Source organism: Paraclostridium bifermentans (genome assembly GCF_964259345.1).
Lineage (GTDB): Bacteria > Bacillota > Clostridia > Peptostreptococcales > Peptostreptococcaceae > Paraclostridium > Paraclostridium bifermentans_B.
On record NZ_CAXVJR010000007.1, the window covers coordinates 33,880 to 50,653 of the forward strand.

Annotated in this window: 17 protein-coding genes; 4 read left to right on the plus strand and 13 right to left on the minus strand. The window is 29.6% G+C overall.

The window, feature by feature from the left end:
* Positions 1-11: 11 nt before the first annotated feature.
* The 3 genes from ACEXNK_RS13730 to ACEXNK_RS13740 all read right to left on the minus strand — a co-directional run bounded on the left by ACEXNK_RS13730 (position 12) and on the right by ACEXNK_RS13740 (position 3,276).
* Positions 12-1,562: an ABC-F family ATP-binding cassette domain-containing protein gene (locus ACEXNK_RS13730; protein ID WP_373599638.1), complete on the minus strand. Its 1,551-nt coding sequence runs from the start codon at positions 1,560-1,562 to the stop codon at positions 12-14.
* 130 nt (positions 1,563-1,692) lie between these two features.
* Positions 1,693-2,403, minus strand: a complete 711-nt coding sequence (locus ACEXNK_RS13735) for a zinc dependent phospholipase C family protein (protein WP_373599637.1) — start codon at positions 2,401-2,403, stop codon at positions 1,693-1,695.
* 96 nt (positions 2,404-2,499) lie between these two features.
* Positions 2,500-3,276, minus strand: coding sequence for an N-acetylmuramoyl-L-alanine amidase (locus tag ACEXNK_RS13740; protein ID WP_373599636.1), 777 nt, complete (start codon positions 3,274-3,276; stop codon positions 2,500-2,502).
* 157 nt (positions 3,277-3,433) lie between these two features.
* On the opposite strand from ACEXNK_RS13740, the gene ACEXNK_RS13745 reads away from it, so the two are divergent.
* Both ACEXNK_RS13745 and ACEXNK_RS13750 read left to right on the plus strand, forming a co-directional pair.
* Positions 3,434-3,775 carry a hypothetical protein gene (locus ACEXNK_RS13745; protein WP_373599635.1) on the plus strand — a complete coding sequence of 114 codons (342 nt, stop codon included), beginning with the start codon at positions 3,434-3,436 and terminating at the stop codon, positions 3,773-3,775.
* Between the two features lie 151 nt (positions 3,776-3,926).
* Positions 3,927-4,880 (plus strand): SpoIVB peptidase S55 domain-containing protein, encoded by a 954-nt coding sequence (locus ACEXNK_RS13750; RefSeq protein WP_373599634.1) that lies wholly within the window; start codon positions 3,927-3,929, stop codon positions 4,878-4,880.
* Between the two features lie 9 nt (positions 4,881-4,889).
* Here ACEXNK_RS13750 and yunB read toward each other — a convergent pair whose 3' ends face one another.
* Both yunB and tyrS read right to left on the minus strand, forming a co-directional pair.
* Entirely contained in the window at positions 4,890-5,588 is a 699-nt protein-coding gene (yunB, locus tag ACEXNK_RS13755) for a sporulation protein YunB (RefSeq protein ID WP_373599633.1), read from the minus strand.
* A 46-nt stretch (positions 5,589-5,634) separates the two neighbouring features.
* Positions 5,635-6,852: a tyrosine--tRNA ligase gene (tyrS, locus tag ACEXNK_RS13760; RefSeq protein ID WP_373599632.1), complete on the minus strand. Its 1,218-nt coding sequence runs from the start codon at positions 6,850-6,852 to the stop codon at positions 5,635-5,637.
* Between the two features lie 192 nt (positions 6,853-7,044).
* On the opposite strand from tyrS, the gene ACEXNK_RS13765 reads away from it, so the two are divergent.
* The gene (locus tag ACEXNK_RS13765) at positions 7,045-9,762 is read left to right on the plus strand and encodes a transglycosylase domain-containing protein (RefSeq protein ID WP_373599631.1); all 2,718 of its coding nucleotides are present in this window, start codon (positions 7,045-7,047) and stop codon (positions 9,760-9,762) included.
* Positions 9,763-9,801: 39 nt separating this feature from the next.
* Here ACEXNK_RS13765 and spoVAE read toward each other — a convergent pair whose 3' ends face one another.
* The 6 genes from spoVAE to spoIIAA all read right to left on the minus strand — a co-directional run bounded on the left by spoVAE (position 9,802) and on the right by spoIIAA (position 13,285).
* Positions 9,802-10,164: a stage V sporulation protein AE gene (gene spoVAE / locus ACEXNK_RS13770; RefSeq protein WP_373599630.1), complete on the minus strand. Its 363-nt coding sequence runs from the start codon at positions 10,162-10,164 to the stop codon at positions 9,802-9,804.
* Positions 10,165-10,180: 16 nt separating this feature from the next.
* Positions 10,181-11,194 carry a stage V sporulation protein AD gene (gene spoVAD, locus ACEXNK_RS13775; RefSeq protein WP_373599629.1) on the minus strand — a complete coding sequence of 338 codons (1,014 nt, stop codon included), beginning with the start codon at positions 11,192-11,194 and terminating at the stop codon, positions 10,181-10,183.
* A 14-nt stretch (positions 11,195-11,208) separates the two neighbouring features.
* Positions 11,209-11,646, minus strand: a complete 438-nt coding sequence (gene spoVAC, locus ACEXNK_RS13780; RefSeq protein WP_373599628.1) for a stage V sporulation protein AC — start codon at positions 11,644-11,646, stop codon at positions 11,209-11,211.
* A gap of 80 nt (positions 11,647-11,726) precedes the next feature.
* Complete coding sequence (gene sigF / locus ACEXNK_RS13785; protein WP_373599627.1) at positions 11,727-12,491, minus strand: RNA polymerase sporulation sigma factor SigF; 765 nt, start codon at positions 12,489-12,491, stop codon at positions 11,727-11,729.
* A gap of 10 nt (positions 12,492-12,501) precedes the next feature.
* Positions 12,502-12,936 carry an anti-sigma F factor gene (gene spoIIAB, locus ACEXNK_RS13790; protein WP_373599626.1) on the minus strand — a complete coding sequence of 145 codons (435 nt, stop codon included), beginning with the start codon at positions 12,934-12,936 and terminating at the stop codon, positions 12,502-12,504.
* Positions 12,929-13,285: an anti-sigma F factor antagonist gene (spoIIAA, locus tag ACEXNK_RS13795; protein ID WP_373599625.1), complete on the minus strand. Its 357-nt coding sequence runs from the start codon at positions 13,283-13,285 to the stop codon at positions 12,929-12,931. The genes spoIIAB and spoIIAA overlap by 8 nt, the downstream gene beginning before the upstream one ends.
* Positions 13,286-13,447: 162 nt before the next feature.
* Between spoIIAA and ACEXNK_RS13800 the strand changes: the two genes are divergently transcribed.
* Entirely contained in the window at positions 13,448-14,680 is a 1,233-nt protein-coding gene (locus ACEXNK_RS13800) for an LL-diaminopimelate aminotransferase (protein WP_373599624.1), read from the plus strand.
* 44 nt (positions 14,681-14,724) lie between these two features.
* Here ACEXNK_RS13800 and ACEXNK_RS13805 read toward each other — a convergent pair whose 3' ends face one another.
* The gene (locus tag ACEXNK_RS13805) at positions 14,725-15,039 is read right to left on the minus strand and encodes a phage holin (RefSeq protein WP_373599623.1); all 315 of its coding nucleotides are present in this window, start codon (positions 15,037-15,039) and stop codon (positions 14,725-14,727) included.
* 63 nt (positions 15,040-15,102) lie between these two features.
* Entirely contained in the window at positions 15,103-16,695 is a 1,593-nt protein-coding gene (locus ACEXNK_RS13810; RefSeq protein WP_373599622.1) for a DEAD/DEAH box helicase, read from the minus strand.
* Positions 16,696-16,774: the final 79 nt, after the last annotated feature.

Sequence of the window (16,774 nt, forward strand, 5' to 3'; positions counted from 1 at the left end):
CTATAGTTTTTTTATACAATTTTAGTTGTAAAATCTTCTATATTCCATACATCATCAACTATATCCATATAGAACTCTGGTTCATGTGATACTAGTAAAACAGTTCCTTTAAACTCTCTTATAGCCTTTTTAAGTTCATCTTTAGCTTCTACATCTAAATGGTTTGTAGGCTCATCAAGAACTAAGAAATTAATCTTTTTTAACATTAGCTTACATAGTCTTACTTTAGCAGCTTCTCCTCCACTTAGTACTCTCATTTGACTAGTTATATGGTCATTTGTAAGCCCACATTTTGATAATGCTTGTCTTACTTCAAAATTAGTAAGTCCTGGATATTCAGCCCATACTTCATCCATAGGAGTATTACTATTTTCTCTTGAACTTTCTTGTTCAAAATAACCAACTTCTAAGTAATCTCCTAATTCAACTTTACCATCAAATGGTTTTATTATACCTAAAAGAGTTTTTAATAAAGTTGATTTACCTATACCATTCATACCTCTTAAAGCTATCTTTTGATTTCTCTCTAAAGTAAAGTTAAGTGGCTTAGTTAAAGCTTCATCATAACCTAACACAAGGTCTTCTGTAGTAAATACAAATCTGCTTGATGCTCTTGATTCCATAAAGTTAAATGTTGGCTTTATTTTTTCTTTAGGTCTTTCTAATATTTCCATTTTGTCAAGTTTCTTTTGTCTACTATTTGCCATACCTCTTGTTGCAACTCTAGCTTTATTTCTAGCAACAAAGTCTTCTAATTTTTTTCTTTCTTCAACTTGTTTTTCATAAGCACTTTCTTCTTGTCTTTTCTTTATATCTCTAAGTCTTTCAAACTCATCATAGTTTCCTTTATATCTGTTAAGTTCCCCATTTTCCATATGATAAATTACATTACATGTATCATTTATAAATGGTATATCATGTGATACTAATATAAAACTATTTTCATAATTTTGTAAATATCTAGTTAACCACTCTATATGCTCTACATCTAAGTAGTTAGTTGGCTCATCTAGTATTAATATTACAGGATTTTCTAATAATAATTTTGTAAGTAAAACTTTAGTTCTTTGTCCACCACTTAAGTCAGTTACATCTTTGTCTAAACCTATTTCACCAAGACCTAATCCATTAGCTACCTCTTGGATTTTTGCATCTATCATATAGAATCCACTATTTTCTAATATAGTTTGTATTTCAGCAGTACCTTCCATTAGCTTAGCCATTTCATCTTCATCAGCTTCACCCATTTTATCATACATTCCTATCATTTCTTGTTCTAGGTCAAACATTGGCTTAAAAGCATCTCTAAGTACTTCTCTTATTGATTTTCCTTTTGTTAATACTGTATGTTGATCTAAGTATCCTACAGTTACTCTAGATGACCATTTTATATTACCTGCATCAGGCATAAGTTTTTTTGTTATTATATTTAAAAATGTAGATTTTCCTTCTCCATTAGCACCTATAAGAGCTATATGCTCACCTTTTCTAAGTCTAAATGACACGTTCTCAAGTATAGTTCTTCCACCAAATCCATGGCTAACATTTTCAACTACTAGCATCTAAACACCTCTTCATTATTTTATTATCTATACCATAATATCTTCTTTCTTTAATCAAATCAAGTAATACAAATAATTTCATATAATATTTAATAATGAATAAAAGCTCTCTTTTAATAAAAGAGAGCTTTTATTCATTATTAAATATTTCTTCAAAAAACATTAACATAAATCCAGCCGATGTTTTTTGTGCTAATGGTAAACACTTAGTTCCTAGCATATAAAATTTATTTTTTAAACTTGTTACATTTTTATACATATTATCATAATTTATTGCATGTGTAGAATTGTAAACCACATATTCTTCAACTGTATTTTTTCTTACTAAACCCTGTTTTACTGTCAATCTAGGTATTCTCATATAATTATTTTTTATATATACTTCAAACTGTCTATGATTATCTAGTAACTTTCCTTTTGCATGTTGTGGAATTGTCATATCTTGAACTATGTGGCATGCTACTCCAAAGTAAAAAAGCCCTAGTTCAAACTTATCTAAGTTAAAAAATTTTACAGCTTTATTATAATATTTTGTAGCTACAGTTAATGCATTTTCCTCATAACCAAACTTACCTCTTTTTAAATTAGGATTATAAAAATGATGGTAACTTTTAAAATCTTGATCAGCCCATATTAACCCTTTATTAATTTGAGGTAAATAACTTTTAAAAAAATTAGCTTCCCTTACATATCCTTCATTTTTTAATATTTCAATAGCGTTAGCTTGTATAAATACATGAACTTCACAATCAGTATTTATAATACTTTTTTTTACAGGATTTACAACTTTAAAAGTTCCCGTTAAAGCTTTTCCATAAGCATTTTCTAGTTTTTTTCTCATAATAATCACCTAATAGTTGTATTTACAACTTAATTTTAATTTCACTATTACCAATATATTACTTTTTGTATTATTTGTTAACCTCTATATTTATTTTTAATTGTTATTTTCCCTATCTTTTAGGTATATTTCTATACCATCTGCTACACTTTGCATCATTTTTCTTTGATATTCAGGGTTAGACATCATTAAATCTTCATTGTAGTTACTCATAAATCCCATTTCTATTAAAACCACAGGTACTTTTGACCAATTAAATCCTGTTAAATCTCCTCTTTCAAATATTCCATTTACTTTTATATTCATTCTTTCTAATTCATTTTTTATTAAATCAGCACATTTATTGCTTGATTCATAGATTGTGCTAGTATACTTACCATCCTTTTGAGGAACAAGTATACTAGCTCCAGTTTTAGATGAATTGTCTAAGCTATCTGCATGAATCCTTACTACCATATCTGATTTTTTTTCATTTCCAAATATAGCTCTTTCGGAATTACTAATATTAACATTATGACTTTCTCTAGTCATAACAACATTGTACCCTTTACCTTCTAATATATTTTTTAAAACTATAGATGCTTCTAAGTTTAATTTATACTCCGGCTTTTTAGTTGCTACTCCAGTTGTTCCAGATGATACTCTAGCTTTTTTTGAACTTGCCCCTGGTCCTATAGGCTCTAAGTTAGAATCTCCTTTTTCTTGGTGTCCTGGGTCTATGCAAATTGTGTAATTCTTATTATCTGAATTACTATCCTTATCTTTATTTATAAAATTAGTTGATTTATATAAATTAACTATTGGATTAGATGTTCCTATAAATATAATGCCTATTGCTATAATACCCATAACTAATATTTTATAATTTTTCATTGTTTTTCTCCTTCCTATTTTTGTCTATATATAATTTAAACAACACCCTTAATTTTTATGTACGTTTATATAAAAAGCCGTTAATTTATTTTATAGTTGTGAGTACTTAGTTTCTCTCATATATATTTATTAAAGCTTTAATTCTTTGGAGGTTAAAATGCCTAAAGTTCGTAAACATAAAGCAATCCATAGAAGTAATAATAAAAAATCTAGGTTATGTTACTTTGGATATGTAGATTATTTAGTTCTTGCATCTACACTAGCTGTAGCTATATCAGAAGAAGTAAGCTCAACCGATTTGAGTATCCTATCTACTTTTTTTGCTGTACTATCAGATGAGTTGGCTCTAATAGAATCGGTTAAGGATTGTTCAGAATCCACCGATTCTGATAATGATGATTCTTTTGTATTTCCTACACCCGTTCCTAGTACATCTTCTTCTCGCAACAAACCAAAAGTCAAAAAAATTAAAAAAATTAAAAAACAAAAAAAAAGATAAAATGGTATTAATTAATATCATTTTATTTTTTTGAAAAGTATGGTTTTATTGTGTCTGTTTTCTATGGATTAAAATTTTTATCCTGCACAATCTATTATTAAAGAAGCACCATTTAATATCATCATGAATTTGTCAGAAAGAAGGTGTTTTAGTGAAATTAAGAAACTGTATTGTATTATCTTTGTTTCTGTATTTTTTCTCAATAGGATTTATTTATGCAGAAACAAATCCATATTTTAAAGATAAATACTTAATACCAATAGGAAATGTAACTCAAATTGATGCTGAACTTCAATCTTTAATGGTTAAAAATACTTTTGAAAATTCTCCTTTTAAAGTGGGAGATTCCTTAGTATCTATAAATAGTAATAAAATAAATACTTATGCAGATTTTTCAAATTTATTGAATAACCTAAGTCCAAATAGTTCTTTAACAGTAAATATATTAAGACATAATGAAAATTTAAATTTAATAGTGAAAAAAGAAATATTAGAAAAAACCAATTTTAATAATATTGTTTCTGGATTTGCAACTTTAACTTACATCGATCCCCAAACTAACAACTTTGGAGCCGTTGCTCATCCTATAAGTGTAGGATCTAATAAAAATTTATATATTAGAAATGGTTATTTATCATCTACCTCTAATCTAATAATAGATAAGTCATATAGAGGTTCTGTTGGATGTATAAATGCTCAAAAAGATGAATTTATAGGAAATTTCAATAAAAATACTGATTTTGGAATAAAAGGTAATATTCACAAAATAGACTTATCTAAATTTAAAAAATATAAAGTTGCAAATTTAGATGAGGTTAAAACAGGTAAAGCTTCAATACTTTTACAAACATCTAATAATTCATCTAAGGAATATGAAATAAAAATATTAAATGTAAAAAATCAGAAAAATCCAGAGTCAAAAACTTTTAAAATAGAAATTGTAGATAAAGAATTGTTAAAAATCACCGGTGGGATAGTTCAAGGAATGAGTGGTACTCCTATAATACAAAATAATAAAATAATCGGTGCAATATCTCATGCAGTTGAAAATAACCCAGCTATAGGGTATGGAGTGTATATAGGATGGATGTTAGAGGGAGAATAAGCTCCCTCTTTATTTTAATTCATCTGTACTTATATCTGGTATTACATTCATCATATCTTTTTCAGGTACATTTACATAACTTTGTGGAACATCTCCTACAATTATAGTTTCACATATAGGTATTTGAGTTTTTACTTCTTTTGTAGATGTTGTAAGTGGAACTACAACTTTCACTTCAGTTTTAGCTTTCAAGTAAATTCTATGTCTAGTTTGATTTATTCCTGATGATTCAAAGTCTGTTCCAAAATCTACATATACATTTCCAATTGGTTCTATAGAAACTTTAATTTTTGGTCCATATTTTGCTAGTAATGGACTCCCCAAAGCTGTTCCTATTGGTATATATGTTGATGTAGTTTTTATTTTTTTCATTTCATCTTGTATTTCTAAAGCTACTTCAGAAGCTATTTCATTCATCAGTACTGAATTCGCTTGCATCATAGTTATTTTTCCATTTTCGCCTGTTTTTACGCTAATCAAATCTTCATACTTTATATTATTATCTACTACATTTGATACAGCTTTATTTATAGATTTATTCGCTAGCTCTTCTGCTTTTGTCTCAGCTATTAAAGTAATAGTAGGTCTAAGTTTATTATCTATATATATAAAACTACCTATAAGCGTTGATATTATAAATATTATTAAGAAAATTAATATATTTTTTTTTATAATATCTTTTCTTTTTTGAATTAGTATTTTTTTCATGTAAAAGCCCCCCTTAACATTTTATGTAAGGAGGGCTTGTATTTAATTATTTAATTATTAATTTTGCAAATTTTCTTTTTCCTACTTGAATTGTATCGCCATCTTTTATAGCAACCTTATCAGCTTCTAACTTCTCTCCATTAAGTTTTATTCCACCTTGCTTTAATAATCTTCTAGCTTCACTTGTAGATGGTGATAATTTTAATGTAGCTACTAACTTAGGTATAAAGAATAATCCATCTTCAGAATCTTCTAAAGATATTTCCATCTCTTGTATATCTTCTGGCATATTTCTTTTTTGGAATACAGATTTAAAATATTGTTCTGCTTCTTCTGCCTTTTCTTCTCCATGGTATAATCTTACTACTTCTTTAGCTAATTTCATCTTTAAATCTCTTGGATTTACTTTATCTTGCTCCATATCATTTTTCATAGCTTCAATTGAATCTGGATGCTCATCTGTAACTAGTTCAAAATATCTTATTATTAATTCATCTGGTATAGACATAGTCTTTCCATACATATCATTTGGAGCTTCACTTATTCCTATATAGTTTCCAAGTGACTTACTCATCTTTTTAACCCCATCAGTTCCTTCTATTATAGGCATTAATAAAGCAACTTGTGGCTCTTGATCGTACTCTTTTTGAAGAGTTCTACCCATTAATATATTAAACTTTTGGTCTGTTCCACCCATTTCTATATCAGCTTTTATAGCTACTGAGTCATATCCTTGCATTAATGGATAGAAAAATTCATGTATTGATATTGATTGATTAGATGCAAATCTCTTTTTAAAATCATCTCTTTCTAACATTCTTGCAACAGTATATTTAGATGCTAAGTTTGCAACATCCATAAAGTTCATAGATTGAAGCCATTCGCTGTTAAACTTAACTATCGTCTTATCTCTATCTAATATTTTAAATATTTGTTCTTGGTAAGTCTTAGCATTTTCTAAAACCTGTTCATGTGATAATTGTTTTCTAACTGCTGATTTTCCAGTTGGATCTCCTATCATTCCTGTAGCATCACCTATTATTATTACTACTTGATGTCCTAAATCTTGAAATGCTTTCATTTTTCTTAAAACTACTGTATGTCCTAAATGGATATCTGGAGCAGAAGGGTCTAACCCTAACTTTACTGTTAATGGTTTATTTTCTTTTGCAGACTTTTCTAGTTTCTTAACGATATCTTCTTCAGATATTATTTCAGCTGCACCCTTTTTAATTATTTTGACTTGTTCATTTATTTCGATCATATGTACACCTCACACATATTTTTTTGATACTTAGTTAAAAATAATTAATATTTTATCATAGTTATATTCTAAATTCAATCAAACCAAACTATACAATGTAAATTAATTACATAATATTCATTTTTATCTATAAAATACAAAATTATTCTTAATTATGATATAATATATTCTTAATATAAGGAGGTTAATAGCATGGGAAATGTTAACAATGACAAAAATAAAATCCGTAGAAAAAAAATTAGTTCCTCTAGTTCTAAGCCTGCTCCCTCGTCGAAAAAGACAGTCAAAAGTAGCAATAAAAAAAGTACTAGCAGGTCTAATAAAAAAGATAAATTTAAAGTATTAAGAGCTATAGGAGTAACACTTTTAGTTGTACTAGTTTTAGGTGTGGCTGCCTCAACAGCATTAGTTTTTGTAGCATTAAAAGATGTACAACCTATAACTAAAGCTTTACTAGACAAAAAAGTTAATACAGTAACTGAACTTCTATATTCTGATGGAACCTTAATGGGTAATCCTCCAACAGACAATAAAAAAGTGCCTATATCTATAGAAGATATGCCAGTCCATCTTCAACATGCACTTGTATCTATAGAAGATGAGAGATTCTATGAACATAAAGGTGTAGATTTTAAAGGACTTGCAAGAGCTGCTGTAGCAAATTTATTTACATCATCTTCTCCTGGTGGAAGTACTATACCTATGCAGGTATCTAAAAACTTATTAACTTCTAAGGAAGTTTCTGTCGTTCGTAAAATTAAAGATATCTATTATGCATTAGAAATGGATAAAGAACTATCTAAAGAAGAAATACTAGAGCTTTATTTAAATAGTGCTTACTTCGGTAGAGGAGCTATAGGTGTTGAAGCTGCTGCCAATACTTATTTTGACAAGCATGCAAAAGATCTTTCAGTTGCAGAATCAGCTATGATTGTTGGTATAACTCAAAACCCAAATAAATATTCAGCATATAATACTGCTAAATTAACAGGAAATGAAACTAAAGAAGATCTTGAAGGTAAATTAAAGTTTTATGCAAATACACAAAATGATAACTTTGATGATCCATCTCAAGTTGAATTAGAAATGATAGACAAGATTCATGCATGGGGTCTTTTACCTGATCCTGATTATTATAGTCAACTAAAATCTGGAGCTATGGTTTGCAGAAAAGTTGAATTAAATCCAGAAGCTAAAAAAAGACAAGAGACAGTTTTAATGAAGATGTTAGAACTTGGTTACTTAACTCAAGAAGAACATGATAAAGCTGTTGCTGAGAAAATAAATATTAAATTACCTAAACCAACTAAAAAACCAGCTTCAACAGTTGAGGACCTTATAGAAGAAGACGTTATAAACAGTCTTATAGCCCAAGGTTATACTGATTCAGAAGCTAATAGTTTATATTTTAATGGTGGTTTAAAAATACGTACTACAATTGATAAAAATATGCAAGGTAACCTAGAAACTGAGTTTAATAATAGAGAAAACTTCCCTGGTACTATAGAAGGTTCTGATGGAATACCTCAACCACAAGCTGCAATGGTTGTTTTAGATTATAGAACAGGTCAAGTCAAAGCTCTAATTGGAGGAAGAGAGATAAAAGCTAGAAAAGTCTTAAATCGTGCTACTTCTCCACATCAACCAGGTTCTACAATAAAACCACTATCTGTTTATACTCCAGCTATAGATAATGGTCTTAATCAAGCGGATACATTTAGTGATGTACCTGGCGGTTACAAATTTGCTCAAAATAACAAATGGGATCCAAATACAACTACAGCTGGAACAGGTAGTATGACAATGCGTAAAGCTTTAGCATATTCTTCAAACTCAATTGCTATCAAAGTTGCCGAAACTCTTGGTGACTCATATGAGGAATGTGTAGATGTAATGCTTGATTATCTAAAGAACTTTGGATTATCAGACTTAAAAGATGGTCCTGGTGGAGAAGATAGAACATTCCCATCACTTACATTAGGTGGTATGACAAAAGGAGCTTCTCCTCTTGATATGGCTGCAGCTTATGGTACTTTAGCAAATGGAGGTACTTATGTTGAACCTATTACATTTACTACTGTAGAATCTTCTGACGGTCAAACACTTATACAAAATACGCCTGAAGAGCATAAAGTGGTAGATGCAGATGTTGCATATGTTCTTACAGATATGATGCAAGCTGTTATAACAGAAGGTATAGGTGGAGCTGCTAGCATTGGTGATATGCCTGTTGCTGGTAAAACAGGAACTACAAATGGAAATAAAGATGCTTGGTTTGTAGGATACACACCTTATTATGTTGGATCAACTTATATAGGTGATGACTATAGAGTAGATCCAGATACTAAAGCTACTATACCTCGTAGAGGTGTTGTTAAAGGAAGTTCTACTTCAGCTAAGTTATGGGCTAAGGTAATGAAAAAAGTTCATGAAGACCTAAAGCCTACAGACTTTAAAAGACCTAGTGGTATAGAGTTCTATAATATAAATTTATTAACTGGTGACATAGTAGGTAAAGGTGCTTATAATTCTGCAACTGCAGCATTTATAAAAGGTCATACACCTAGTAAAAGTTCCTATACTCCTTCTCCAGTTATACCTGAAAAACCAGCTGTAGAAGAGAATAACACAAATACAGAGAATTCAAATACAGAGACTAAACCTCCTGAAAATCCAAATCCAGGAGATAATAACACAGGTACTGACGGAAATACTGGTAATAATACAGGAGATAATAATAATAATACTCAAACTCCTGATTCTGGAAATAATACAGGTGGAAACAATGGTGGAGCAACTACTCCAGATACTGGAACAGGTGGTGGAGGAACAGTTCAGCCTCCAGTAACAACACCTACAAATCCGACTACACCACCTGCTAATAATCAAAATCCAGCTCCGGCAGCATAAAAAAAAAGAACTATATGATAAATCATATAGTTCTTTTTTTTATGGTTTTGCTTTTGGAGTAAATACTACTGCCATAACATATCCAAAAAATATAGCTGCTGCTACACCTCCAGCTGTTGCTGTTATTCCTCCAGTAAATATTCCTATAAATCCATCCTTTTCTATTCCTTTTATAACACCATTATAAAGAGAGTATCCAAAACCTATTATAGGTACTGTAGCACCTGACCCTCCAAAATTTACTATATACTGATAAATACCTAAAAAGCTTAGTACTACTCCACTTGTCACATATGTAACCATTATATATGGAGTTTGAATTTTAAAGTAATCCATCATTATTTGTGCTATTAAGCATATTGTCCCTCCTACAAGAAAGACTTTAAAATATTCTATTAACATAATATATTAACACCTCTTATTCATTAGCTATTATGACCGCATGTGCTATACTTGGTATACTTTCCTTTTGCAATGTACTTGTTGGTGATAATAATGCTCCTGTTGATACTAACATAACTTTATTGAATTTTTTTTCTTTTAACATTTTAAAAATATATCCATTAAAAACTGTAGCTGAACAGCCACATCCACTCCCACCACAATGTACATCTTGTTCTTCTAAATTAAAGATTTCAACTCCACAGTCAGTATACACCTTTGATATATCTAAACCTTTTTCCTTTAATAAATCTATAGTTATTTTCATTCCTAGTTTACCCAAATCACCAGTAGCTATAATATCAAAACTATTTGGATCATCATTGGTATCTTTAAAGTATGAATAAATAGTATCTATTGCTGCTGGTGCCATTGCTGCTCCCATATTATTTGCATCACTTATACCCTCATCTATAACTTTTCCTATTGTTACATATTTTACCTTAGGACCATTTCCTTTACTAGAAAGTAAAGAACATCCGGCACCAGTAACTGTCCATTGTGCAGTCATAGGTTTTTGATTTCCTAATTCTAAAGGAAATCTAAATTGTCTTTCTGCTGTACAATAATGACTAGAAGCACTAGCTACTACTAAATCTGCAAATCCTCCATCTACTATCATAGATGACATACATAAAGATTGAGCCATAGTTGAACAAGCTCCATAAATCCCTAAAAAAGGTATCTTCAATGATCTAGCTGCAAATGAAGTTGATAATAATTGATTTAATAAATCTCCTCCTACCATATAATTTATATCATCTATAGATTTATTAGATTTTTCTATAGCTTTTTTTACAACAGTCTCAACCATTTTACTTTCTGCAAATTCCCAGCTCTTTTCACCAAATAAATCGTCTTCTATTTTTATGTCAAAGTACTCACTTAGTGGACCTTCAGCTTCTTTAGGTCCTACTATAGAAGCTGTTTCCAGTATTACTGGTCCATTTTCTAATTTAACAGTTCTACTTCCTATTCTTTTCTTAGCCAACTAATTCTCCTCCCTTACTTAACTAAATTTACTACATAATATATAAATCCACACAAAATAGAAGATCCTATTCCATATACTAATACAGGCCCTGCAATTTTAAATAAATTAGCTCCAACACCTAATACATATCCTTCTCTCTTGTATTCCATAGCAGGAGATACTATAGAGTTTGCAAATCCAGTTATAGGTATGATTGAACCTGCTCCTGCTCTTTTTCCAATTAAATCATATACACCTATTCCAGTTAAAAAAGCACCTATAAATATTAAAGTCATTGATGTAGCACCTGCTGCTTTTATCTTATCTAGACCAAAGTTCATGTAAATATCATTTATAGCTTGCCCAATACAACATATTATTCCTCCAACAATAAATGCTAAGGTGTAGTTCTTTGCATATTTTGGCTTTGGACTAATCTCATCAACATATTTTTTGTAGTCTTTATCCATTTAATTACCTCCTATATAAATAATCTCTATAGTGTTATTATTTTACAAAACAAAAAAAATAAACCCTTAATTTAAAGGGTTTATCCTATATATGTTTTTAATTTTGAAAGAACTTTCTTCTCTATTCTGGATACCTGAACTTGAGATATATTTAATAGTTCTCCTATTTCACTTTGAGTTTTATCTTCAAAGTATCTAAGCATTATTATTTGTCTTTCTCTTTTTTCTAGTTTTCCTAATACCTCTTTTAGTAATAAATTATCTATAACTTTTTCTTCTTCATCTTCTCCCTTTAAGCTGATTTTATCAATCAAACATATAGGAGATCCTTCTTCTTCATGTATAACTCCATGCAAATATTCTACAGAGAAGTTTGATTCTAAAGCCATAACTAACTCTTCTTTGTCAACTCCTACAACTTTAGCTAGTTCATCTATAGTAGGCTCTCTTCCTAATTTTTTTGTTAAAATCTCAGTTTGGGTTTTAGCTTTAATTGCAACTTGTTTTAATGATCTCGATACCTTTATCATTCCGTCATCTCTTAGATATCTTTTTATCTCTCCTAAAATCATAGGTACCGCATATGTAGAAAATTTTACATTGAATTTTGGATCAAATTTATAAATAGATTTTATTAATCCTATAGATCCTAATTGAAATAAATCATCTCTTTCATATCCTATATTTAAAAATTTAGATACCACACTTCTTACTAATCCTAAATTACTTTCTATTAGTATTTCTTTTGCTCTTTCATCTCCATTTTGTACAAGTTGTATTAATTTTAAAGTCTCTTCATGGCTAAGCAATCCCTTTCTTTCTTCCTTATTGGTAGTTATCCCCATAACAAAACCTCTATTCTATATTAGACGAATCTATTTTCTTTTTCATGATGACCTTAGTTCCTTCTCCTTTTATAGAAGTTACCTCTATGTTGTCCATAAAACTTTCCATAACTGTAAATCCCATACCAGATCTTTCTAACTCTGGTTTAGAAGTATATAAAGGTTGCATCGCCATATTTAAATCTTCTATTCCATTTCCAAAATCTTCAACTGTAATTATTATTGTTTTATCATCTATTTCACATCTTATATGAACAAATTTGTTTTCATCCTCATCATACCCATGTATTATCGAGTTTGTTACAGCTTCAGATACAGCTGTTTTTATATCAGCAATTTCATCTAATGTTGGATCTAATTTAGATGCAAACGATGCAACAATTACTCTCGCAAAACTCTCATTTTCTGATTTAGCTGAAAACTTAACTTCCATAATATTATTCATTTGTTACCCCTCCTAAAAAAGAACTTATAGCGTCTTCATAAGTGTTATGTATACCTATGATTTTATTCATTCCTGATAATTCGAAAATCTTTTTTACTCTTGGATTTATATTTATTACTGCAACCTTTCCACCTTCGCTAGATATTTTTTTATATCTTCCTATAACAACACCTATACCCGATGAATCCATAAAATTCATATTTTTAAAATCAAAGACTATATTTTTCACTTGCTTTTCTTGTATTACATAGTCTATTTCTTCTCTAACTTCATTAGCTATATGATGGTCTAACTCTCTAGTTAAAAGCTCTATTTTTAAGTTTTTATTTTCTAATGAATAATTTATCATTTAGTTTCCCTCCCTACATTTTTAAAAATGATACTTTTTATTCAATTCTATAAATTAAATTATTATCCTTCAATGAAATTCAAATACTTTTGTTTTCTTGTATCAAAAAACTGTTTAAATAAATATTATGTACTATACTAAATTTACCTTGGAGGGATAATAATGGATTTTATCGACAACAAAGTATCAAACCGACTTGGAGGTCCTTCTTTTTTTGAAAATAATAATAAACTGTATAAGTTTGAGAAAATAAAAAAAATAACTCGTGAAGTTAAATCTAAACATCCAAATAAGAAACTAATTGATATGGGTGTAGGTGAACCTGATAAAATGGCTAATATGTCTATTGTTGATATATTAGCCATAGAGGCCCGCAAACCTGAAAATAGATTTTATGCAGATAATGGAATAGCTGAGTTCCAAGAAGCTGCTTGTAGATATTTATATAATATCTATGGATTAAATAATATTTCTGTTAAAAATATAATCCATGGAATTGGATCTAAGCCTATATTAGCAATGCTTCCTATTTGCTTTATAAATCCTGGCGATATATGTCTTATGCCTAGCCCAGCTTATCAGGTTTTAGGAACATATTCAAAATTCCTAGGTGGAGATATTTATAATATGCCATTATGCGAAGAAAATAATTTTTATCCTGATTTAGATAGTATTCCTATTGAAATAAAAAAACGTGCTAAATTACTTTATTTGAATTACCCAAATAACCCAACTGGTCAAGTTGCTACTAAAGAATTTTATGAATATGCAGTTAAATTCGCTAAAGAAAATGATGTATTAATAATCTCAGACCTTGCGTATGGAGCATTAACTTATGGTGATTACACACCCCTTAGTATTTTGAGCATAGATGGAGCTATGGATGTTTGTCTAGAGATACATTCACTTTCTAAATCATTTAATATGACAGGATGGAGATTAGCTTTTGTAGTAGGATCTGAAAAAGCTATAAATGTTTATTCTACAGTTAAGGGACATACTGACTCTGGCCAATTCAGAGCAATTCAAAAAGCTGGGGCTTATGCTCTTGATAACTATAGCTTGATATTAGAAAATAAGGAACGATATTTAAGACGTTTCAAACTATTAGTAAATGTCTTAAATGAAATTGGATTTGATGCCAAAATGCCTAAAGGTGGATTTTATTCATATGTTAAAAGTCCTATAGGTATAAAAAATGGACTTAAATTTGAAAATGCTGAACAAGCTAGCCTTTATATACTTTCAAATGCATTAGTATCTACAGTTCCATGGGATGATTGTGGAAGCTTTTTAAGATTTTCAGTTACCTATGATGCAAATTCAATTTCTGAAGAAATCCAAGTAATGCAAGATTTAAAACAAAGATTATTATCTTTAAACTTAGAGTTTTAATAACTTAAAAAGGGATTCCTGAATTAGGAGTCCCTTTAGTTTATCTATAAATCACTTTCTTTTATCATCTTTTTTATTTCATAAACTGCAGCTTCTATGAGCCTGTCTATTTCTTCTTCATTTAATTTACCATTCGTAACTTGTATAAGTTTGTCTACTGCTAACTTTTTCTTTTCTTCACCTATTAAGGTTCCTTGAGTTTGTTCAATGCTCATTACTATAGTTTTTGCTATTGAATAATATTCTTTTAACTTTGTAGTTCCTATAGCTCTTTTTAAATAACCTACTAAATATCCTCCAACTATTGTAATAACTAAACTAACTATACTTAGTAGTAACTCAATTACAGTTTCAGACATAAAAACACCTCCTTTTGAATGTCTATTATAATTTATTCAAAAGGAGGTGAACTTGTACCTAATTTATGCTCTTTTTCTTCTATTGTTAGCTTTTTCTATATTAACTTTATTTCCTTTTATCTTTATGTTCTTCATTTTATCAAGAACTTTTCTAGCATGCTTTTTCGGAACCTCTACAAATGTATACTTATCGTATATATCTATTGTTCCTACTAATTTACCAGGTATACCAACTTCTCCAGCTATAGCTCCAACTATATCTCTAGCTTGAACTCTTTGCTTTCTTCCTACGTTTATAAATAGTCTAGTCATACCAGATTCAGCACCTGTATCATGCTTTTCTTCTATTATTTCTTCCTTAGCTTCATCACCTAAAGCTAATTTTATTAATGCTGCTGCTATATCTAAAGTATCATAATCTTCTTCTTTACAGAAGTTTTCTAACCACTGTACTTGCTTAGTTAAATGACCTTCTTCTATAGTAGATTTTACTTGTTCAAAGAATGCATTAACTTTCTTTTCTTCTACATCTGCTATAGATGGTATATCATGCTTTTCTAACTTTGATTTAGTGTATCTCTCTATATCTTTCATCTTTCTCTTTTCTTTTCCGAATACAAAAGAGAATGATATTCCATTTCTACCAGCTCTACCAGTTCTACCGATTCTGTGTACATAATACTCTTCATCTTGTGGTAAATCATAGTTAAATACAGCCTCAACATCATCTACATCTATTCCTCTAGCTGCAACATCTGTAGCAACTAGTATATCTATAGTACCACTTCTGAACTTATCCATTACTATATCTCTTTGAGTTTGCTTTAAATCCCCATGTAATGCATCTGCAAAGTATCCTCTAGCTTGTAAGTCACTAACTAATTCGTCTGCCCCTCTTTTTGTATTAGTAAATACTACTGAAAGTTTTGGATTATATACATCTACTAATCTACATAAAACTTCTAATTTATTTGCTGACTTAGTTTCTATATAGTATTGTTTTATATTTGGAACAGTAAGCTCTTTTCTAGCTATTTTAACATGCTCTGGATCATTTTGGTATTTTTTTGTTAAGTCTAATATTCCTTTTGCCATAGTAGCTGAGAAGAAAGTAGTTTGTCTATTTTCTGGAGTTTTATTTAAAATCATTTCTATATCTTCTCTGAACCCCATATCTAACATTTCATCCGCTTCATCTAATATAACCATTTTTACATTATCAAGTTTTAAAGTTTTACGATTTATATGATCTATGACACGTCCTGGTGTTCCTATAACTATTTGTACTCCACCCTTTAAAGATCTTATTTGTCTGTCTATAGGTTGTCCTCCATATACAGGTAAAGCTTTTATTCCGTGCATGTACTTACCTATTTTTCTTATTTCACTTGAAACTTGTATTGCTAATTCTCTTGTTGGACATAATACCACAGCTTGTAGACTCTTGTCTTCTTGGTCTACCATCTCTAATATTGGTATACTAAATGCTGCAGTTTTTCCCGTACCAGTTTGAGCTTGTCCTATAACATCTACCCCTGTTATTATTTTTGGTATTGCTTGTGCTTGTATTGGAGATGGCTCTTCAAACCCCATTTCTAATACAGCTTTTTTTATATTTTCATTTATTGGTAAATCATCGAATTTAACTATATTCATATATTATTTCCTTTCCGTAATCAATTTATTTAACTTCATCAATTATATATTTATTTTAGATATTATGCAATTAATATTT